Source organism: Hungatella sp. (genome assembly GCF_046966825.1).
This window is the reverse complement of record NZ_JBKVCZ010000017.1, coordinates 49963-71645: the sequence shown is the minus strand read 5'-3', so window position 1 is coordinate 71645 and position 21683 is coordinate 49963. Positions and strand designations below refer to the sequence as shown.

At 48.3% G+C, this 21683-nt stretch carries 14 protein-coding genes; 2 read left to right on the top strand and 12 right to left on the bottom strand.

Annotated elements, in window-relative coordinates:
• Positions 1-5 precede the first annotated feature (5 nt).
• The 5 genes from ACLTD4_RS07995 to ACLTD4_RS07975 form a co-directional block, all read right to left on the bottom strand.
• On the bottom strand, positions 6-1163 hold the full coding sequence (locus ACLTD4_RS07995) for an S-layer homology domain-containing protein (RefSeq protein ID WP_117620805.1): 1158 nt from the start codon (positions 1161-1163) through the stop codon (positions 6-8).
• Positions 1164-1260: 97 nt separating this feature from the next.
• Complete coding sequence (locus ACLTD4_RS07990; protein ID WP_181988603.1) at positions 1261-2607, bottom strand: sensor histidine kinase; 1347 nt, start codon at positions 2605-2607, stop codon at positions 1261-1263.
• Positions 2600-3286: a response regulator transcription factor gene (locus ACLTD4_RS07985; protein WP_002600717.1), complete on the bottom strand. Its 687-nt coding sequence runs from the start codon at positions 3284-3286 to the stop codon at positions 2600-2602. The genes ACLTD4_RS07990 and ACLTD4_RS07985 overlap by 8 nt, the downstream gene beginning before the upstream one ends.
• A 201-nt stretch (positions 3287-3487) precedes the next feature.
• Complete coding sequence (locus ACLTD4_RS07980) at positions 3488-7831, bottom strand: right-handed parallel beta-helix repeat-containing protein (RefSeq protein WP_117620807.1); 4344 nt, start codon at positions 7829-7831, stop codon at positions 3488-3490.
• A gap of 17 nt (positions 7832-7848) precedes the next feature.
• On the bottom strand, positions 7849-8628 hold the full coding sequence (locus tag ACLTD4_RS07975; RefSeq protein WP_117620808.1) for a hypothetical protein: 780 nt from the start codon (positions 8626-8628) through the stop codon (positions 7849-7851).
• 397 nt (positions 8629-9025) lie between these two features.
• On the opposite strand from ACLTD4_RS07975, the gene ACLTD4_RS07970 reads away from it, so the two are divergent.
• Both ACLTD4_RS07970 and ACLTD4_RS07965 read left to right on the top strand, forming a co-directional pair.
• Positions 9026-9793, top strand: coding sequence for an ABC transporter ATP-binding protein (locus ACLTD4_RS07970; RefSeq protein WP_002600721.1), 768 nt, complete (start codon positions 9026-9028; stop codon positions 9791-9793).
• A complete protein-coding gene (locus ACLTD4_RS07965; protein ID WP_055657366.1) occupies positions 9786-10580 on the top strand; it encodes an ABC transporter permease in 795 nt (264 codons plus the stop codon). The genes ACLTD4_RS07970 and ACLTD4_RS07965 overlap by 8 nt, the downstream gene beginning before the upstream one ends.
• Before the next feature lie 77 nt (positions 10581-10657).
• Here ACLTD4_RS07965 and ACLTD4_RS07960 read toward each other — a convergent pair whose 3' ends face one another.
• The 7 genes from ACLTD4_RS07960 to ACLTD4_RS07930 form a co-directional block, all read right to left on the bottom strand.
• Positions 10658-11677 (bottom strand): hydroxyacid dehydrogenase, encoded by a 1020-nt coding sequence (locus ACLTD4_RS07960; protein WP_117620809.1) that lies wholly within the window; start codon positions 11675-11677, stop codon positions 10658-10660.
• 14 nt (positions 11678-11691) lie between these two features.
• Positions 11692-13761 (bottom strand): TIM-barrel domain-containing protein, encoded by a 2070-nt coding sequence (locus tag ACLTD4_RS07955; RefSeq protein ID WP_117620810.1) that lies wholly within the window; start codon positions 13759-13761, stop codon positions 11692-11694.
• 17 nt (positions 13762-13778) lie between these two features.
• Positions 13779-14942 carry a glycoside hydrolase family 88 protein gene (locus ACLTD4_RS07950; RefSeq protein WP_117620811.1) on the bottom strand — a complete coding sequence of 388 codons (1164 nt, stop codon included), beginning with the start codon at positions 14940-14942 and terminating at the stop codon, positions 13779-13781.
• 130 nt (positions 14943-15072) lie between these two features.
• Complete coding sequence (locus ACLTD4_RS07945) at positions 15073-16860, bottom strand: hypothetical protein (protein WP_117620812.1); 1788 nt, start codon at positions 16858-16860, stop codon at positions 15073-15075.
• Positions 16853-17785 (bottom strand): carbon-nitrogen hydrolase family protein, encoded by a 933-nt coding sequence (locus tag ACLTD4_RS07940; protein ID WP_117620813.1) that lies wholly within the window; start codon positions 17783-17785, stop codon positions 16853-16855. Before ACLTD4_RS07940 ends, ACLTD4_RS07945 begins: the two co-directional genes overlap by 8 nt.
• Positions 17782-20019 carry a helix-turn-helix transcriptional regulator gene (locus tag ACLTD4_RS07935; RefSeq protein WP_181988604.1) on the bottom strand — a complete coding sequence of 746 codons (2238 nt, stop codon included), beginning with the start codon at positions 20017-20019 and terminating at the stop codon, positions 17782-17784. Before ACLTD4_RS07935 ends, ACLTD4_RS07940 begins: the two co-directional genes overlap by 4 nt.
• A 49-nt stretch (positions 20020-20068) precedes the next feature.
• Positions 20069-21637: an ABC transporter substrate-binding protein gene (locus ACLTD4_RS07930; protein ID WP_412331228.1), complete on the bottom strand. Its 1569-nt coding sequence runs from the start codon at positions 21635-21637 to the stop codon at positions 20069-20071.
• Positions 21638-21683 lie beyond the last annotated feature (46 nt).

Here is a 21683-nt window from a genome sequence, read left to right as displayed (position 1 = left end):
TCCTGTCAGTCTTCTAAATAATCCAATACCGTGTACGTTTCTGTTCCGTCCTCTTTCACAGTCTTTTCATAGACCAGTGTGACCGTATCCCCGACCCGGACGTTCCCGTACATGGAGAACGCAAACTGCATCTCCGAACTGGTGAGCAGATACTGCTCCCCGCTTTCCTCCAGCATCACGGCGCTGGGTGACATCACGTCCACGGAGGTATAATAGATGTTGGAGACCGTTCCCCGGACGATTCCGCGCCTGCTGTCCGACGAATCCTCCGTGTAGGCCCAGATGCTCTTTGCTCCCGGGTGATAGTAAAGCAGCACCGCACCGCCGCTCTCCACTGCGTCTTTCAGTGCCGAGACCGTGGAGGACTCGCCGTTGATAAACACATTGGCCTTATCCAGCTTAAATGGAATATAGCTGGATAAGCTTCTCTTACTGCGAACCAGTTTGGGGCCCTTCAAACCGTTGTCCGCCATCTTTAAAGGATTGATCTCTCCATCGGAGGTCAGCTCGCATCCGAACAGTTTGCCGTAGATATCGCCGCCATCTTTCGGCTTTGTCTTTAACAGATTATAAAACAGGTTGATACAGTCCCCTCTCGCCAGCAGCTCTGCCGCCTCCCGGTTCACGTTCTCGTCAAGCTTCAAAAAGCGGTACTGGGAAATCCTTCCTCCCGCCTGGCTGCCAGCAAAATCTTCATCCTTATACCCCAGCAGTGCCAGAATGCCTCTGACCGCGTCCTGAAGTGTGACGTTCTGGTCCGGTTTAAACACGCCGCCCAGATAACCCGTCATATAGCCTTTTTCCACCGCCGTTTTGATATAGGAGGCGTAGGCGTGATCCTTTCCGACATCCGCGAAGACGGAGCTGCTGCCTTCCGGCGGCACCGAGCTGCCGTAGGGGGAGGCCAGCACCACCATCTTTGCATATTCTGCCCTGGTAACATTTTTTTCCGTGTTGGTCACATTCATGATCCCGGCCATGCCGACTACTTTCTTTTTCAAATCCATATTAACGGCAGCCAGGGAGGTCATCGGATATACCGCTGTAACCACGATACAGGCTGCCGTCGAAGCTGCAAATAATCGTCTGTTCATCAATTGTAATCCCTCATTTCTCAGAATAAATTCATCTGCATTATAACGTGTAAGGCAGCGTTTTTCCATAATCCGGGCCTCTTATTCAGTTTTCTTCAGAATTAAAAAAGCACCGGCCGAAATGACTTTTCAGCCATTTCAGCCGGCGTTTTTTCTTTCCTCGGCGCTATGCTTTTGGTAAAAACAGCGTCGCGGTAAACCCGTCTTCATCTTCTGTTGTCTCGAAGGAGCCTTCGTGCTCCTTCATAATCTTTCCGCACGTCTTAAGGCCGATTCCTGAACTCTCCACCAGGGCGCCATCCGTCCTTTTCCGGTTGTGGATCGTAAGCCGGGCACCTCCCTTTGTCTGCACACAGGCAATCGTAACAGGGTATTCCCTGGCAGCGTACTTCGTCAAGTTGGAAAAGAGATTGTCCACTACCCTGCGGAATAAATCCACGGAAACGTAGTAGATCCCATCCATCTCCTCCATTTGAAAATCCACCGTGAATCCCCGCCCCTCCAGTGCAAATGCACTCTCTCCCACCGTCTGCTGGAACAGAGCTGACCCGTCCACCGGCTCCATGGCCGGTTTTTCCTCCCTGCCGTACACAAGAAAATATTCAAACAGACGGTCTGACATCTCCTTGATCTGCATGGCCTTCTTCCGGCTGGTAGCAATGAAATGCTTCTGCTGGGCGGCGTCCTCCGTCTCCTCCTCATCCAGCAGCTCCAGATATCCCAGCAGAGACGTGAGAGGGGAGCGCAGGTCGTGAGACATGGCAGTCACAAGTTCCTGATTGGCCTGTCTGGCCCCCGCCTCCTTCTGCTCCCGCTCCAGGATGGAAATCCGCATCCGGTTGATCCCTTCTGCCAGTTCCCCCAGCTCGTCGCTTCCCCTGACGGAGACAGCGTACTCCATCTGGCCGCCCTCCAAAATCTGAAGCTCCTTCTTCAGGAGTTCGATGTAGGAAGTCTTTTTCTGTATCAAATGCAGAAATACGGTGATAAAGAGCAGGAATCCACAGATCACAGAGATCCGGTCCGCCCACTGGTAATAGCGGTATTCATAAAACGGCATCAAAAGCACAGACGCAGTTCCGTCTGCAAAAGTAAAAGTATACGCACTGTCATCCGACACCGGCATAACCTCCGCCTCAGCCGCATCCTCTTCTGAAACGATCACATCTTCCACATCAAAGGGATACGAGGAATAGATTACACGCCCGAAACGGTAAATGACCATCGCCACATACGCCTCCCTTTCGACCCACTCGTCCAGCGGGCTCAAATCGGAGAGAGCGATGTTCTTATCCTTAATATACTGCTGCAGTGCTTCCTCCGTCCGCACCTTCTGCTGCACATAGGCTTCCTGAGTATTCTGCGTCCTGTCAATCCAGTCATAGGCGGTCGTATGTATTCCCATATAGAGAAGAAATGCCGCCGCCATGGCGATGGCCACCGAGGCCATTAGCTCCGCCCAAAGTCTGTTTTTCCATGATATTTTCTGTTTTCTGCCGGGCCGTTTAATCAATGCGGTACCCCTTTCCCCACACATTCCGGATGCAGCGCGGATTCTGGGGATCATCCTCCAGCTTTTTTCTCAGATTCCGGATATGGACCATCACGGTGTTGTTCGACGAAAATAGAAACGGCTCATTCCAGACCGCCTCATAAATGTCCTGTGTGGTATACGTCTTCTTACGATTCTCTGCCAGAAGGAGCAGGATTCGGTACTCGATATCGGTCAGCAGAACCCGTTCCCCGTTCTTGTTGACCTCCTCCGTATCCGCGAAGATTTCCAGCCCCGGCAGGCTGATCACCTCTCTCTCCGTTCCTTTCTTTCCTTTATATACACAGTAGCGGCGCAGCATGGCATTGACTCTGGCCTTTAACTCCACACTGGAAAATGGCTTCACCAGATAGTCGTCTCCTCCTGCCGCAAATCCCTCTTCCTTGTCCCGGTCCTTGGATTTGGCCGTCAGAAACAGGATGGGGGCCGATGATTTCTTTCTGATCTCCCCACACGCCTCCACACCGGAGCATCCCGGCATCATCACATCCAGAATGATTAAATCAATCGTGTGATCCGCCTTTTCAACCGCCTCGATTCCATTGACGGCCTCCACCACCTCATAGCCCTCTCTTGTCAGTAATATTCTTACAACCTCTCTTATCTCAGGATCGTCGTCTGCAAATAGTATTTTCTTCATCACGGCACCTCCGAGGTAATTATAACCCGGCTGTCTTTTATTTTCCATCACCCGGACGTATCCTTAAGCATTCTTAAGAAAGCAGTATAAAATCTGTCAGGAATCCCCGCGCGACGGGTAACGTTACGCGGGGATTGGGGGATTGATTTTGCTATTTTGGTTCTGCTATTTTGGTTTTGCTATTTTTGTTTTGCTATACTGTTACCTGCTTTCTGTGATCCAGGCTCCTGTATTGTCCAAACGGTATCCATCCGGTGTTACCGTGTCTGCCAGCATGCGGCCGTCTTTATCCAGATAGTACCACTGCTCTCCGGCCTTGATCCAGCCGGTTGCCAGGGCCCCGGACTGAGGCATGAAATAGTACCACGAGCCGCCGATATACTTCCAGTCTTCCGCCATCATTCCGTTTTCACCGACCCAGTACCACTGCTTTCCTTTGTAAATCCACTCCGACTGGTAAGGTGTTCCATCCGGGTGACAGAAGCTCCATCCGCGCTCCGATTTTGTCCAGCTTCCTGTCGTTTCCGGAATGGAATTTGATGAATTTTTCCCGATCTCTGAGGTGGTGGTGGAATCGTTGTCAGAGGAGGGAGGGGCTGGGGTGTTTGGGTTGTCTGGGTTGCTTGGGTTGTCCGGGTTGCCTGGATTATCTGGGTTGCTTGGATTATCCGGGGTGCTTGGGTTGTCTGGGTTGCCTGGGTTATCCGGATTATCTGGGTTGCTTGGATTATCCGGGTTGTCTGGATTATCCGGGTTGTCCGGATTATCCGGGTTGCTTGGATTGTCCGGGTTATCTGGACTGTCCGGGTTGCTTGGATTATCCGGGTTATCTGGATTATCCGGGTTGCTTGGATTATCCGGGATGTCTGGGTTGTCCGGGTTATCTGGATTATCCGGGTTGTCCGGGTTATCCGGATTCCCCGGCGTCTTTCCGCCGAACTCCATCGCTCCGATATCCGGCCGCTGCCCGGCAAGGTTCTCATTTCCAAAGAAATCCCTATTATATTCCACACCGTCTATCTTCGGGAAATTCGTCCCCACCACATAGTCAATACTTCTGCCGCTCTTGGCTTCCTCGTAAAGTTCCCTCGGAGAATATTCTCTTCCGTCTACCGGTTCTCCGCCTCCGAAATATATCAGCGCCTCTTCCATTGTCACGCCGGCGTCAATCAGCATGGAACCTTCGGTCAGCTGATAGCCGTCCAGTTTGCCTGAACTTCCTGTCACAGGCTGCTGCGTTTGATTGATTTCCGGCGCAGTGCCCGGGGCCTTCATCCCGGCCGCATCGGCTTTTATTGCCTTCGAATCTCCGTCCGGTGCCTCCATTCCTCCGATATAAGCGTTGTTATACAGTTTTAAATGGTCTTTCAGTTTCGCCGTATCTCCGCTTTCACCGTAGAATACCTGTCCTTCCGGATATTGGAAGACATTGTTGAACGCATAGATTTCATTCACGCCCAAACCGGCGCCTGTGTTGGACAGATAGAAAACACCTTTAGGTATGGTGCGGTCCGAGTAAATGGTGTTCTGGTAGATCATCGTTCCATTCGGACATCCCTGGGCAAACTCGAAGGCCTTGTCCCTGTCATTCTGGCTGATATTGTAACGAATTGTAGCCCCCGTGTGGGGATAACCTCCCATGATCAGCATAAAGCCGCCTTCATTATTATGGCTGTAATTGTACTGCATGACGGAATTGGAGGAGGCGTGATCGCAGTCCAGCCCCTGGCCGTCCTGTACACTGTGCGTATCATAGGCTTCATTATACTGAATCACCGTATTAGCCGCCTCAAATGGCCAGATTCCTACATTATAGCCCGTGTTCTGGTAACGGCAGTCGCGCACCAGATTGTGTTCAATCAGGGCCCCATCGGTATCCCGCACTGTAATTCCGTCGCCGCCGATCTTTTCCATATAATTGTTTCTCACCACCACATTGGTGGAAGGATACCAGTTCACCGGAACTCCCGGAGAATTCTTCTCCCACTGGTTACACCAGGAAGAGCTGACAATCTTGATTCCCGATCTGTCCACACGTTCAAAGGTACAGCCGGCGATCAGCACATCGTCGTATCTGCTCGGAACTCCGGTCAGCTTTCCGCCCCGGATATCCGCCTGTACATCGAAGAAAATACCTCCGTTCCATTTAAGGTTAATATTGCCGTTGATATCGTGAATGTAGCAGTCCGTAATCGATATACCGGACGCCGTTCCGAAATCCTTGATGGACACGTTTACAGCCCTCAGAGCCTTTGACCGGTTATTGCTGTTGTTTAGCCCGAAATCAGTCTGATATCCGGCAGAGAGGTTGGTAATTTCCAAATCAGATATGGTTATGTACTCCTGATTAAACAGAGAGATTACATTTTCCACCGCTCCTCCTCCGTCAAGGCGCGGCAGCTCTCCCTCACCATAAGCGCCAATTATAATCGGCGCCGCTTCGCTGCCCATGCCGTTAAATACCAGCTGCTGCTCCCGGAACACGCTGCCGCGTTTTAAAAGGACCTGGTCACCGGGAACAAAAGTGCCGTACTGTTTCATTTTTCCAAGGGTTTTCCATGCTTCCGCTTCAGAAGTTCCTGCAGCGGTATCATCTCCCGTTTCTGAATCAATATAGAAGGTCTGCGGATTCCTTAACGTATCTTCTTCAAACACCGCCATAATTCTCAGAGTCTGGTAATCCCCGGCCGGCACGGTAAGCGTATCACCAATCACCACGACATCCGGGGCCCCCTCTGCCTGATACTCCTTCAGACGATACCCCGCCTTGGCCACAGAAGACAGCGTAATCTGTTCTCCCTCCGAGGCTTCACTCACATTTGCAGATGCCGCTCCTGTTCTATATGCAGAATCCACCTCACCCTGGTAAATGGAAACCACTTCCACATCTTTTTTCTGAAGAATCCGTTCAATCATAAGGTTGTCAAAGATCACCGGTGCTCCGGCGCTCATATTAAACAGTCCCGCTCCGGGAGCCATGCCTGACCATTCGCCACTGTTATCTTCCAACACCATTTTTTCTGTTCCGTCAATTAGAAGTACGGCTTTCCCGTCATTTACCTCGATCTCCACATGGGAAAATGCACTGGTCAGCTGAAATGCACATTTCTTCAATTCATCGTTCTTACCGTCCTGAAACCTTCGGAACATGGCGCTTCCCTGGGAATTTACCGCCAATACATAACGTTCATCAAATGCTTTTCCATTTCCTGCAAAGGCGATCTGGAGAGTTCCGTTGTTGGCTCCGGCCCTGCGTACATCCACGGAAATCCGGTAGCCGTCGCCTTTCGCCAGCTGATCAAACACACCTGGATCCACCAGAACGCAGTTGGCTTCTCCAGCCTGAGCATCCAGAATCAGTTCCTCATCTGTGATTTTTGCGCGATCTGCGTCTTTGATGAAACCATACTGCCCGTCTTCATTCAGCGCCGCTCCGAAGTCATCGAAGAAAATCTCGTCTTTTCCCGGCTCCCGTGTCTTAAAATAGGCAGCAACCGTCACATTTCCAAACTTTTCATTTAACTGGAACTTGTGGTTAATGATGGGCATCAGCCCGTCCGTCGGTGTCCCATCCTGTCCCCAGGATGCGTAATGATCAAATACATACCCGTGTTTCGCTTTTGCCTGCAGTGTGATCGTATCCCCTGAGTAGCCGGTCTGCCGGTCCGCTGTCAGCGTTCCGCCGCGGGTTGTTCCAGCTAGGTCATCCACTCCGTCGGTCACTGTTTTTAGAGTGACGGTATACTCTTCTCCCTGCGGCGCTTCATCTGTGGAAACCACGAGATTGTCCACAGCGAAATCCTGGGCCGGATACTGGCCCGCGATTACGATATAGCCCTGCTCCATTTCCGCAATTTCATCATTTTCCGCTGTAATGATTTCCTCACCGTCCAGGTATGCGGTAATCTTCCCTCCGCTTACTTTTATGGCGAGCTGGTACTCCCCCTGACTTAAGGCCGGAAAATGAACAGAATTATATACGGTTCCTCCATTATTCTCCAGGTACACCAGGTTCCTCGGGAAATCAAAACGCAGCTGCAGCCGGTCCCCGTCATAGCCTTCCGCCGCCTTAAATCCGAATTTCGCATTGCAGTTCGTATTTCCGCCTCCGATCATCAAATCCGCTTCCAACAGAAAATCGTTCGCCGGGATCTTCATCTTCGACCCCATACGGTTATTGGGCCCGCCACCCTTTATCACGCCCTGCCCTCCGGTGAAAGTTACCACGGCCGTGTTATTGACGTTCCAGCCATCACCGTTGTCAAACGTCTCTTCCATCAAAATTCGGGAAAGCGTCATGGCCTCCGCCCTCATGGCTGTTGACGGGGTGGCCTTCTCTGCCTCTGACGGAGTGGCTTCTGACGGAGTGGCTTTTCCCGCTTCCGACAGAGTGGCTTTTCCGTCCTTAAGACTCTCTGTTCCAACTGCCGCCCTGGCCGTCATGCGCCCTGGAAATCCAGTGGCGCCTGCACCGCACGGCAGTCCCCCGGTGATCAGCACTGCACTGAGCAGTGCGCAGCAAACTCTTCTCCCTGTATACCTCATAACCATCCTCCTGTTATTCATTTTTGCCTCCGGTCACTGACTTTGCAGTCCGCAATCCGCTTTGTCAATTCCTGTTCAAACCGTTCCGCGGCGTACTGATCCGCAACCGCTCCTGCCACTTCCTCAAATAGAATGACTCTTCCCTTTTCTCTCCTGACACAATGTAACAGCTTGTCTTCCCCATTTTTTCCAGTCCAGCGATACTGTCCTCCTTCCTCCAACTGCAGCAGATGTTCTGCCAGCTCTTCATCCGATTCCGATAGCCCACGCATACTCTCTGCCTCCAGAACCACATTTCCTTCGTATGTGGTGCGTCCCTCCTGCCGAATGGTATATTCTGCTTCAATCGTGTCCACGTCCATATAATTTTCCTGATGAGTTTCGTAATAGCGGATCAGCTCAGATGAATCCGTTTCCTCCAGAATGCGGGTGCGCAGCATCCGTTCCCGCTCCCCCGTAAGTCTGCGGTAATACTGAAGCGGCGTATATTCAACCGGGCCATACAGGACCCCGCCTTCAGACTGAAGCCTCTTTCTCTCTCTATTTTCATTTTCCAATGACTGTATCAAATCATCATAGGAAAACTCATCAGCCATACCGCCTTCTGCCGCCCAGTTCCATATTTCCCTGGAGCGCACTGTGCGCTCCAGACTGCCGTCATGGAAAGCCAGTTCCTCTTCCGATACCGGATCACCATTTATGGTAAGCGGTGCCTTTTCTTCGTTTAACTGCTTTGCTAAAATAAATATCATAACCACTGCTGCAAAGACTGCCAGGTATGTTCTTCTTTTAAACAAGGCATCCTCCCCTTTTCTTTTTCATTTTAATTAATTATTTTTTATAATTATTATAAAGAAGAGAATATGAAATTGATATTGCTTATTTTCCTAATATTTCAGGTTTATTTTTGTGTATTTTGAACAATTATATTATTGATCCAGTATGTAATATAATTATATTTTAAAATCAATATAGGCGTTTTTATTTTATTGGCTTTGATATTTCTAACTTTTTCTAAGTTTTTTGTATCTTTTTTAGCATTATTTACTTATTATTATAAATTATCTTTTTCATCTCTTTTGCTCCGATCCATTTTGACTCCGCTTCCAAACTTCTGTTCCGTACTTGCAACTTCCCGGACTTTGTACATATCATAACACTATATCAGATAAATCTGTTATACAAGGAGGACCCATGAAGCCAAAACTGGAAGTTTGTGGGGTCAGCTACTCCTATCATTCCCTCGAGGGTGAGACTCTGGCCCTTTCCAATATATCATTTACGGTAGATAACGGGGAATTCATTGCCATCGTCGGGCCATCCGGCTGTGGTAAATCCACCCTGCTGTCCATGTTATCCGGTCTTATCGAACCGGATGAAGGAGAAATTATCATTGACGGAGTCCCGCGTACAAATTCCGGTGCGGGCATCGGATATATGCTGCAGCGGGACCATTTATTCGAATGGCGTACCATCTTAAGCAACGCCGAATTAGGGCTGGAGATTCAGAAGAAACTGAACGACAGTTCCAAAAAGAAATTACACGAGATGTTAAATACTTACGGACTTGAGGCCTTTAAAAACGCCCGTCCGTCTGAGCTGTCCGGAGGTATGAGGCAGCGTGCGGCTCTCGTCCGTACACTGGCCCTGGAACCGGACCTTCTTTTATTAGACGAACCATTTTCCGCTCTGGATTACCAGACGAGACTGGCCGTCTGCGATGATATCAGTTCGATCATAAAAAGTACCCATAAGACAGCCATTCTGATCACTCATGACTTATCGGAGGCCATCAGTGTCGCCGACAGGGTCATCATTCTGACAAGCAGGCCGGGAAGAATGAAGGGCATCGTCCCTGTTTCCTTTGGAGAGGGCTATGTAAGGCCGTTGGAACGCCGAAATACTCCGGAATTCTCCACTTATTTTAATCAGGTATGGAAGGAGCTGCAGACCCATGATTGAGACACATCCAACACTGGCACAACAGGAATTCATCGCTAAAGAAATGCTACACCGCCGGAATGTCCGGATTCTGCGCATCATGCTGCTGGTGCTCCTTCTCGCTCTGTGGGAGCTGTGCGCAAGACTGGGCATTATCAATGATTTCATCTTCAGTTCTCCCTCCAGAATGACCATTTGTTTTATAAGCATGGTGAAGGATGGCACAATCTTTCTCCATACCGGCGTCACAGTTATGGAAACACTGGTAAGCTTTGCTCTCGTCGTCGTGGTCGGTCTTGCGACCGCGATTCTGTTATGGTCCAGCCGCAGTGTATCCGAGGTTTTAGAGCCTTATCTCGTCATGCTCAACAGCCTTCCGAAATCGGCTCTGGCCCCAATCCTGATCGTATGGCTGGGCAACAACATAAAGACTATTATCGTGGCCGCTATCTCTGTGGCCGTCTTTGGCTGTATCATGACGCTTCACACAGGTTTCATGCAGACAGACCCGGATAAGATCAAGCTCATCTATTCCCTCGGCGGAACCAAAAAAGATGTACTCACTAAGGTTCTGCTGCCCGGCTCCGTGCCTCTGATTATCAGCAATATGAAGGTAAACATCGGACTATGCCTCGTCGGCGTTATAATCGGCGAATTTTTGGCGGCAAATAAGGGACTTGGATATTTGATCATTTATGGCAGCCAGGTCTTCAAGATGGATTTGGTAGTCATGTCAATCGTTATTCTTTGTATTGTTTCGGCAATTTTGTATCAGGGGATTACGGTGTTGGAGAAGCGGATGAAATAAGAGAAATAAAAAATAAAAATCAGGACTCAGTATCCTCTCTGTCAAAAGATGATTCTGAGTCCCTCTTCTATTGTTCTCTACACAACTGTCGTCATCGTTCCTGCTCTCGCAAAGTCGATTTCGCAGTCCAGCGGCTCCCCGTTCAGGAAACGCCCAATGTCATCAAGCACATGGCTGGTGACTACATACCGTCTGTCTGCCGTAGGCCCCGCCGCATGAGGCATTAAAAGGACTCTCTCACACTCCCGAAGCGGAGAGTCCATGGGAAGCGGCTCTGTTTCAAATACGTCAAGCGCCGCCCACACCGGTCTCTCCTGCAGTACTAAGACCAGCGCCTCCTCATCAATCAGCGCGCCGCGTGCCGTATTGACCAGCAGCGCGCCGTCTTTCATGCTGTTTAAAAGGTCTGTCCCTATGCTGTGCTTCGTCCTCGCTGTCAGACTGCTGTGAAGCGAAACGACGTCACAGGTTCGGAAGATTTCTTCCGCTGCCGCCGCCTCGATGCCTGCCTCTGCAAGTTCTTCCGCAGAAATATGACGGGATGAGACCATGATCCTGCATCCGAACGGCTTTAGAAATTTTACGAGATACTCCGCAATCATCCCGTATCCCACCAGCCCTACGCTGCGGCCCAATAGGCCCCGCGTTCCGATAAGAGAAGGCCATTCGCCGGCAGCCATGCGTGCCTCATACTCCCCGATTCTCCTTAGGGAGCAGAGCATATAAGCGAGGACGCCTTCCGCCACACTCTCCGCGAAGACCCGGTTGCCGCTGCAGACCCGGATCCCCCTCTCAAATGCCGCGTCTCCCACCATAGGACGCACGGATCCACCAATATGGGCGATCAGCTTCAGTTTGTCCGCATATTTCAATGTCTTCTCATGAAAAGGCGTATTTCCCCAGCCGCTGATACAGATATCGACTCCTCTCAGTTTCTCCGCCAGTTCTTCTTCACCGTACTGCTCTGCGTTCGCGTTCCATTCCACACAGCCCAGCCGCTCCAGACGTACTCTCTGCTCTTCAGAAAAAAAGCTGTCCCGCACCTCTCCGTCTGGTATAGAGACCAGAATTTTTATTTGCTCCGATTTGTTTGCCATAGTTTCTCTCTCCATTATATCCGAAACCGGTACCGCAGGCTATTCTCCCCACCCACAATTTCTATCTTACCATCTCCGCCTCGCCGTATCTCTATTTCTTTCATTCCCTCATTTTCATACTGGAAGGAAGTGAAGTCGTCTTCATACAGGGGATACGCCCCCTCTTTCCGTCCATAGGAACGAATTGTCATCTCAAACACCGTATCTTCTCTGACGCAGAGAACCGGTTCTGCCATGGGAACTATGGCGCCGTCTCTCACAAAAACAGGAATCTCCTCCTCTTTCGCCTGTACGGAAAATCTCCGTCCGCCCTCATAGGGCTGACCGTCGAAAAAGCCATACCACAGCCCAGCCGGCAGGTATACCTCCCTCGAATCTCCATCTTCCAGGGTCAGCGGACACACCAGAAGGTCCCTTCCGAAGAAATACTGATCATCGATACCTCGTGCCTCATAATCCTCCGGGTCCTCAATCACCATGGCCCTGACAGGCGGTATTCCGAGCTCATGATACTCCACAAAAGCGCTGTACAGGTATGGAAGCAATGACATCCGCAGTTCAAACAGCTTCCGGCAGGCATCCATGTAAAACGCCCGTTCTTCCATCGCCTCGTTTTGCAGATTCTTCTCTATACACACCTGTTCCCACGGCGGATTCGGGATTCTCCAGCAGTTTAGCAGTGCCTGCGGCGAAAATACGATCGTCTCCACTCTTCTTAACAGATCTTCCCCACTCGCGCAGTCCCTCACCTCGGGCGCCCACAGCATACCCGAAAAGGAGGCAGTAACCATTCCTCTGATAAATTCCCGGTGTCCGTATAAATCGGAATACAGGACAAACGGAAGCGGTGCCGCGAGAGCCCCGGAAGAGCGGACTGAAGACAGCGTCCGGATCCCCCTGTTCTTAAATGCATGGAAAATCAACTCCTGATACAGCACACCCACCGCATTATGCATCTGTTCCCCGTCCATACCGGAAGGAAATTTTGTGGAATCTGGAAAGGACCAGTTAGAGGGATTGAAATCCGAATTATCACACTCGTCCAGCTTAAATCCGGCTATTCCATTTTGAATAAACTGCTCTTCGTGCCAGCCTGCAAATATATTGCGGGCCTCTTCCGTCGCAAAATCCGGCACCAGACCGTTCCACACCTCATAATCCCCGCTGTAATCCAGCAGCTTCTCATAAAACGGTGCAGCCGGATAGACAAAAATATGTTCCCAAAGATTCACGTGATACCCATCTTGGTTCAGGGTATCCACCATTTCCTGATGATTGGGAAACAGATATCCCCACTCATACGTACAGGAATACGAGTGTGAATGCCACCCCGGTTCGATCCCAATGACGTCCACCGGCATTTTATCCTCTCTGAAGCCTTTTGCCAGCTTCTTCACATGGTTCTCATCACTGCCTCCGTAGACGCGGTACCACATACCGAGGCCCCACATGGGCGGCAGACAGCCGCCTCCCGAAAACAGGTTGTACCGCATCACGGCTTCCTTCACGTCTCCGGCAAAGAAATACAGATCGATACCGCCCGCCGCCGGAATCTCAATGATGACCTTCCGTTCTTCCTTCGCCCGCTTGAATGCGTACAGCGCAGATTCACTGAATTCCCGATGCGGTATGTTCACCTCCCGTTTGCCCGCAGATGTCCCTTTTTCCGTATTCGTCCCCATATAAAAAGTGGCGTACCGGTACGTATCCACCAACAGCCCGTATCCCGCCGTCGAGACGTAAAACGGAGCCGGTGCATGGCTCTCTCCCGTATCCATCCTGGGATCAGAATTCACCTTAACGTATCGTTTTCTGCCTGCTGCATTGAGACTCAGCAGCTGAAGACCAAACCCGTAGATGTCCTCGTCCGTCTTCATGGGCAGCGTCACCGTAATCCCGCGCGCTGTCTGTTCAAACCGAATTTCCGTCTCTTCAAACGGCAGGACTGCGGCTCCGTCTTTCCTCCCCTTTCCGATCCGCTCAAGTGATCTGTCCGCCATCTTACTTTTCCTCATGGAAACGGGCGTAAATGGTTCTGGTTTCTGATACGTTATCTTATAAATGCCTTCCGCAATTTTTTCCATCTGCTTTTCCTCTCCTGCTACCACAGAAATACGTCCTGCCCCTTCAGCTTAAGCATTGCCTCTATAAAGAAATAGTCCCCGTAAATAATGGGCATTTCATGATCCTTTTCATTATGATAGGAACCGGTGCATTTTGTCAGGAAGCAGTCGCTGTCCATGCTGAAATCACAGTGTTCCCGGCATAATGCATGCAGAAGCTTAAGGGCAGCCCTCTCGTACAGCTCTTTTTCTAAGTCTCCCACTTCTTTTGCAATCTCCAGCAGGCCGCAGGCGGCGATCGCAGCGGCCGTATCGTCATACCACAAAGGCGCTGCAGGCTGCCTGAAATCCACCGGAATCAGGCCGTCTTCGGGGATATTGGCGATAAAATAATGGGCAATCCGTTTCGCGGTATCTAAGTATTCCTGCTTTCCGGTATGGCGGTAGCTCATGAGGAAGCCGTACAGTCCCCACGTCTGTCCCCTCGTCCAGGAAGAGCCCTGGCCATATCCCTGGCCGCCGTAATCCCGCACCATTTCCCCTGTAAACGGATCGAATTCCACAATGTGGCGTACCGAGCCATCCGGTCTCACAAACGTTTCCATAACCGTATCTGCGTGCATTTTGGCTATCTGCCCAAACCTGGGATCCTTCGTTTCTTCACTGGCCCAATACAGCAGTGGAATATTAAACAAGCAGTCAATAATCGCCCAGCCTCTCGTATCATCCTGGCTGCCCGGAATGTCATTCCAGGCGCGGATAAATTTCCCCACCGGATTGAACCGGCCTGCCAGAAGATTGGCAGCGTGCAGCCCCCGTTTCCTCGAATCCGGGTTCCCTGTCAGACGGTAATCCGCCACTGCACTCGGCAGGAACATGAAGCCGACGTCATGATGCAGCCCGTAATAATCGCTGAAACACCGGTCCAGCTTCTCCTCCGAAATCCGGGCGATTTCCGCATACTTCTCATTTCCCGCCGCATGGTACATCTGCCAGAGCATGCCCGCCCAGAATCCGTTGCACCACCAGTTCAGCCCGTCATCCGCCGAAAATGTCTGGTCTTCCCTGCTTCTGTCATCATGAACACCGTTTTGGGCCGTGTAGGGAATCTTATTCCTTGACCGCTCACTGACCAGATCCATTTTTTTCACAATTTTTTCTACCGCCTCATCGATCCAGGCGTTATCCTGCAGACTTAACATACTATTCTCTCCTGTTCTCATTCTGTTTTGCGGCTCCGGCCCAAGTCTCTGCCGGGAGTTCACCGCTTTTGTGTAACGTTGGTTTCATCATTAAAATAGCAGAAGGAGGAGGGAAAAGAAACTGCATTTTTTAACTATTGAGTACACTTTTTATACATTCTCCTCTTATTTCCACAATAAAAGTCTCTTTTTTCTTCAGTGACAGATCCAGCTTGATAGTCTCCATGCCTCCAACCGGATTAAAAATCCTTGTATTTCTGTCTTCCAGAATCAACGGAAGGCTGGATTTTATGTATACGGCAGTATTCTTTCGCCTCAACTCCAGCTTATAGATATCATTTTTCTGAATAAGCGCGGTTTCTCTATCCGCAACTATTGGCAGTCTTAGGGTACTCACAGATGCCTCGCAGGTTCCACTAATACGAAAAACCTCCTGTTCCATCTGGTATTTCAATTGAAAAGTATGTATTCCCTTCTGTTCCTGGCTCCTTAATACCCCTCTGATTCTTACTACTGGATTCCCATCTTCTTCTGTATACAATATTTCAGCCGTCTTATCATTAATATTCCTATACCACACATTCTCCTGCTCATACTCCAGTCTCACAGTCTGGCAACAATCAGCGCTGCATCCAGGCAGCTGCATGTTACTGCTCTCCACCATCTGATATTCGGTCATGGTTCCTACCATAAGCGGCCCAATCCGGTTATGCCAAAGCATGGTAAGGGCGCCACCGCAGGCATGTCCTCCTGCCACATAATCCAGATCATTCTCTGTTACAGAAGCGCGAAACTCTCCATTTCTCAATACTGCGGTTCCGGCAGAGGCATAGTATTTTATCTTCTTTGTTTTAGAAAACAGATTTTCGTGTTTTTCATCTTCTCCCGGACAGACACCCCCATCCAGTACTCCCGCCAACGCCTTGGCATGACAGATTGTATGGTGAATACAAGGTGGCTGCCCTGCCTCCCGGTACATCAGTCCCCCATATAAAAGGCCGTCAAATGTACACTGCTTCAGTAATTCTGTATTTCTTCGACACACATCTCCAAATTCGGGATATCGTCGGCTGAGTTTTGCAAATGCCGGCTGACAGCCATCCGACGTCCTGCTTCCCCAATAAGACCATTTATAATTTCTGGATCCCCAGCTATTGTCCCATGCTCCATCCGGCAAAAAGAAATCAAGATGGGCTCGCAGAGCTCTGACCACTTCCTTTAGGAGTTCCTCGTCCCCTGCCAGAAGTGCATATTCTGTCAATGCAGGGAGTGATTCTTCTACGTTATATCCCAGATCCACATACCGGCACCCCCTCGGACTAATCTGATCCCGTGGTGTTCCTTCCCCATATAAAATTCCCTGGCCGTCTATATGAGCAATTCCATAGAGAGCAAGTTCGTGAGCCTTATTTAAATAGTCTCTGCACTCCAGTAACTCTCCCGCAAGTTCCAGAGCCCATGCACATGTAATCGGATAATTGATATTTCCACCCAGACGGTCAATCTCATTGTATAAAAAATAAGCGGCTTTCGCCGTCCGTTTCCTCCACCCCAGATACTCTTCTCCCGATAATTGGTGCCCATGGTATTTCAATGCCTCGCAAAGCTGAATGACGGCAAATACCGTAATCCCTCTCCATGAGCTGTCTGTATCATTTCGGAAACTTCCATCAGACTCCCACATCGTTTCTGACCAACTATATAATTTTTTTGCGCACCGCAGATACTTTTTATCCCCCGTAACATCTGCCATATACATCATTGGATATATGGCATCCGCACTCCTCCCATGAATTCTCAAACATGCCGGGCAAAGAATTGCACCATCAATCCGGGGATTTTCATCCGTAAGCTGGTATCTACAGATGGCATCACACCATTCTTTTAATAAATCCCGATAAAACGCTGCATCATTCATGATGTACTCCTTTTCTCTGTTCCCATTCCTTTCCATCCACTTCATATCGCTTCAAAAGATCTGGTTTTTCAAGAATCAGATAATCGTATGTATCCGGCCGCCGTTGTATTGCTCTTATCTGTCTCATCGACGAGAGTCCGGTTATTTCTCCGGCCCCATATTGCGGAACCGGTTCGTCCAAATTCAGATCGCAGAGCAGAGTGCCTGCTCTGTCTCTGAGCAGTCCACACACCCGCTCTCCCATGTGATTTAAAACCATACTGGGAGATACCGGATACTTAATGTATCCGTCTCTTGGCAGCATCATTGCAGCCGCCACCGGGATGCTGTTTTCGTAAGCCCTGCTGACCCCAAATCGTAATTCCCACCCCCAGGTTGGATTCAGAATGATATCCGCATTTTTGAGTGCTAGAATCCTGGCCGCCTCCGGGAACTGTAAATCCCAGCAGATTAATGGCCCCAGATTACCAATATCTGTCTTCCATATTTTATAATGGCTTCCTGCTGTAAATTGTTTTTCTTCCCCTGCCGACAAATGTACCTTATCATAAATATCCTGTATCTTTCCCTTTTTATCAAATAGTACCAGGGAATTATAAGCACAGGACCCATCTGACCGAAACATGCCGGCTGCTATATAACAGCCATACTTATCCGCTATTTTTGAAAGCCTTTTTCCTATCATGCCATCTGCCGGTTCATAGACTTCTGAAAAGGAATAACGTCTGTCATGGATCGGAACCGTAACTTGAAATCCTTCCGTTGTCAAAATCAAATCGGCTCCCTGCATTGCAAGTTCCTCTATAAAACGAAGTGTTCGTTCTATACTTCTCTTCTGTCTTTTTGCATAATCGTCAGGGTTAAATCTTTCTTCCGCCCTCCCAAGATCAACTGCACACCGGCTTTGGACAATCCCTATTTTCATGAGTTCTCTCCGTTCTTTTCCCGGATCCAAATCCTGTATTGATTCGGCGTCATTCCGGTCTCTTTTTTAAAGACTGTATAAAAATTACTTTTTGTCTGGAAACCTGATGCATCGATTATTTCGTTTACACTCTTTTTACTGTCTGCAAGAATTGATTTAGAGCATTCAATGCGCTGTTTCAAAATATAATCCGAAATGGATATCCCCTGATTATCTTTAAATATTTTTCGGCTGTAGCTGGCTGAAAAACCGAATTCATCACTGATCGTCTCCACGCTCAACATGGGACTCGATAAATTCTTTTTGATATACTCCTTCATCTTCACAGAAACTTCCTCTTTTTTCTGTTGGAACTGTTTGTTCCCAATCTGTTCTGCCACTGATAAAAGAACGGAATTCAGCCATTCCCCCATCTCTTCCAGAGTGGGAATACTTTTCACAATATTTTCTATTTCCTCGTAACTTCTAAAATCAACATAGGCAGAAAAACGATTGAATATCTGATAAACATAGAAGACGAGGCGATACTTATATTCTCCATAATTGAGCCCCTTCACCGTTTCGCAGAGAGCATTGATAGATTCCGGCAGTTCTGCAGTCCTTGTCAAACATACTGCCTCACATATTTTCTCTATCATAGCCTCCTGACTCTGCTTTGGTACGCAAGTGTCCGGAAGCCGGTCCTGTTCAGTAAAAATTCGGTCCTCCAGCCATAAATGCATATAAGTATTTTCAAGAGTCTCCTGATAGACGTAGTGTATATTATCATAAATACTGTGTTCCCCGCTCAACGCAATACTCACATGCTCCTCAATCCAGCTGTATATAAAGGCTTTTACTCTCTCCAGCCGAAGGATAAATTCATCTTCTGTCTGGTCAAGGCAGCTGCAGATCAACACAAGATGTTCCGCTCCCATATCGCTGAATACTACACTGGACCCAATTTCACCCAAAAGCTCTGCAACCGCATTCACCATCCCATGTTTCACTGCTTTATAATAAGAATAGTCTTCAAATTTACGGATAAAATCTTCGTAATTTTCAATACGGAGCACAACCAGTCTGATCTTGCCACTGGAAAGGAAATTCCCCTGTTTTTCTAAATATTCCTTGATCTCCTGATCCGGCAGACCACTGACCACCCATGCTGTCACAATTCCTTCTCTTATATATTTCTTATTTTTACGAATCGCACCATTCAGCGTCCTGATATCATTATTCAAATCTTCAATTCTCTTTTCAATCACATGATATTCACTTGGTCCTTTCGATCTCCGCAGAGATACTGGTATACTTTCCGGTATTTTTTCTGTCTTCTGCTCTATTGTTTCTGCCAGATGAGAGAATGGAAGAAAATTTTTTCTGATCACATAGGCCATAGCACCTAAAAATACTCCCATCAGGCCCATAATCATACAACACAGCGCAGTCTGTAGCCTTCCCATCTCCTTAATAAAAGAAGTTGTATCCACCAGATACGTAATTGTCCAGTCTTCTGTCTCTAAATCATATGACGCCGTAATGGTGTGGGGAAGCCCAGCCGCTTCCACCAACTCTTTCTGCAGGAATTCCTGGTCTCTATGATTGTAAATACCAATGTTTACATTACCTCCACTATTTTTTCCAATCAAGCGGTACAGAAGTTTTTTCTGATCAATGAGCATTACCACATTTCCAATATCAGCCTTGTATTCCCTTTTATTCGGTACCACGGGAAGGATGAGGGCGAGACACTCCTTATCCCCCTGACTGTACGCTACAAATCCCAGGCGTCCGAGAGCGTCTCCATCCAGGAACTCAAGAAGTCCTTGATCTTCTAATTTATCAAAATCGGCAATTCCATGATTGCAATCTATAACTCTTTCCATTTGGTAATTTATTACATAGATGTTTTCAATTATGCTTTCCACTCGCTTATAGCGTTTTAAAATTCTTGCAGTATTCTGTGCGGCAAGTTTGTCATCATAATTCAGTGACATCCACAGTTGTATTGTCTCATCGTCAAAAAGATTGAGCGCATAGGTCCGTATACTGTCCAGGCCCATATCTACATTGAGAGCGGTTTCGCGTGCACGCTCTGCGTAAAACTGCTGCAATTGTTTCTCTTCATATCTTTTGACTGAATGAAACAAAAAGGAGGAGAATACAAGCAGCACAATCGCAGCTATCCCTATCATCAATGCGGATATCTGTATGTATGTTTTCTGTGTTACCGGTATTCTCCTCTTTTTCATATCTATCATCCCCTCATCATGAGCATCAATTATTTCAAATCAATTTCCCCTATTTATCTTTCAGGAATTCATCAACCTGGCGCTGCATTTCCTCCTGAATTGTCTTCACATTATTGTAATCGGCCTTTTTCCAGTTTTCAAAGGCTGTTTCCGGATCAATCACCCCATTATATAAAGCACAGGCATATTCTGTAAAAGCCGCTTTGTGAAGGGATACGGAAGTTGTGACGGGTGTTGAGTCAAAGGCAAATCCTACCAGCTTACTCTCTTTAAAGTTATTGGCATCCCGATAGAATTTTTCCGCTGCGTATTCATTTTCCGTTGCAGTAGCTGCGATCCGGTCGCACTCTGGATTCCAGATCCAGGCATATGGGAACCAACGGTAACCATCACCCAAAACCTCATATTTATCTTTCCCGACTGCTTTCCAGTCAGTTCCTTCTATTCCATATGCAAGCAGATCATAATTTTCCTGATTTCCATTTGCCCATTCCAGGAATCGAATCGCCTCTTCCTTATGTTTACTTGTATTGGACAGGCAAATAAAATTCCACTGTTTGAAATCTGCCAGCTGCTTGCCCGGAGTCAAATCTGTTAAAATAAAGGATTCTACCTCTGCCTCTGGATTAATCCCCTTTAATTTGGCCTGCGACGATGCATCAGGAATAAAATCATTGCTGGTACAGATTGCCGCTTTCCCCTCCCAGATCAGATTGGAATAGTTTTGCTGTGCCAGTACATCCGGATCCATAATACCGTCCTCATACAGTTTTCTTGCCTCCTCAATTAATGCCCAAATCTGAGGGTCCTTTGTATCAAAAAAATTGTAAACGGAGCCATCCTCCTTAAAATACAGAGTAACTTCGCCTAAATCACTGGCCAGAATATCCGTATCCTTTAATGCCAGCGTTGTCCAGTTATTCCCCGGTTCGCTGGCTCCAGCGGTCGTAATCGGTATCAGTTCCGGGTATTTTTCTTTTATTTTATAAGCATAGTCCAGTAACTGTTGTCTGTTTGTAATTGGTTCCATCCCCATTGCTTCCCGAAGATCTTTTCTTATATTATAATGAATTCCCTGTTTATAATTACTTCCAAGCGGAATCGCGTAGATTCCATCACTGTAACGGTTGGCCTCAAACATTTTCTCTCCCCGCGTAGAGATTATGGACGGGCCATACTCATTTAAAAGATCTGTCAGTTCTGTAAAGTATCCCTTGGAAATATGGGTTGCCATTCCGCTGCTGGTATTATCCCAAACCAGATCAATCTCCTCCCCCGAAGTGAGAATCAATTCGATCTTTTGTTTCACATCTGACCATGGACTAAATACCAGATTTAAATGAATATTCAATCCTTCATCGGCCATTCTTTTTTCTGCTTCTTCTATCACGGCATCCATATTTTTAGGTCTGTCCCCTGGCATTAAAATCTTTAATGTCACAGCTTCTGATTCGGCTGCCTCATGCGTGCCGGCAGCAGTTAAACTCTCCTCCTGACCGGTTGTCTGTCCGGCAGAACCCGGTACTGCCTCTTCTGTCCGGCTGTTGCATCCCGCGAGGGATAAAAGCATGGCTCCCGTCAGCAGTAATGCTGTAGTTTTTCTTTTTCTCATTCTCATAAGAAACCTCCTTAAATTATAATAGTATATTTGACAGGGTATGACA

Coding starts and splice junctions, on each gene's coding strand:
- ACLTD4_RS07995 (WP_117620805.1), bottom strand. CDS start 1,163: ATGGAAAAACGCTGCCTTACACGTTATAATGCAGATGAATTTATTCTG.
- ACLTD4_RS07985 (WP_002600717.1), bottom strand. CDS start 3,286: ATGAAGAAAATACTATTTGCAGACGACGATCCTGAGATAAGAGAGGTT.
- ACLTD4_RS07980 (WP_117620807.1), bottom strand. CDS start 7,831: ATGAGGTATACAGGGAGAAGAGTTTGCTGCGCACTGCTCAGTGCAGTG.
- ACLTD4_RS07970 (WP_002600721.1), top strand. CDS start 9,026: ATGAAGCCAAAACTGGAAGTTTGTGGGGTCAGCTACTCCTATCATTCC.
- ACLTD4_RS07965 (WP_055657366.1), top strand. CDS start 9,786: ATGATTGAGACACATCCAACACTGGCACAACAGGAATTCATCGCTAAA.
- ACLTD4_RS07960 (WP_117620809.1), bottom strand. CDS start 11,677: ATGGCAAACAAATCGGAGCAAATAAAAATTCTGGTCTCTATACCAGAC.
- ACLTD4_RS07955 (WP_117620810.1), bottom strand. CDS start 13,761: ATGGAAAAAATTGCGGAAGGCATTTATAAGATAACGTATCAGAAACCA.
- ACLTD4_RS07950 (WP_117620811.1), bottom strand. CDS start 14,942: ATGTTAAGTCTGCAGGATAACGCCTGGATCGATGAGGCGGTAGAAAAA.
- ACLTD4_RS07945 (WP_117620812.1), bottom strand. CDS start 16,860: ATGAATGATGCAGCGTTTTATCGGGATTTATTAAAAGAATGGTGTGAT.
- ACLTD4_RS07940 (WP_117620813.1), bottom strand. CDS start 17,785: ATGAAAATAGGGATTGTCCAAAGCCGGTGTGCAGTTGATCTTGGGAGG.
- ACLTD4_RS07935 (WP_181988604.1), bottom strand. CDS start 20,019: ATGAAAAAGAGGAGAATACCGGTAACACAGAAAACATACATACAGATA.
- ACLTD4_RS07930 (WP_412331228.1), bottom strand. CDS start 21,637: ATGAGAATGAGAAAAAGAAAAACTACAGCATTACTGCTGACGGGAGCC.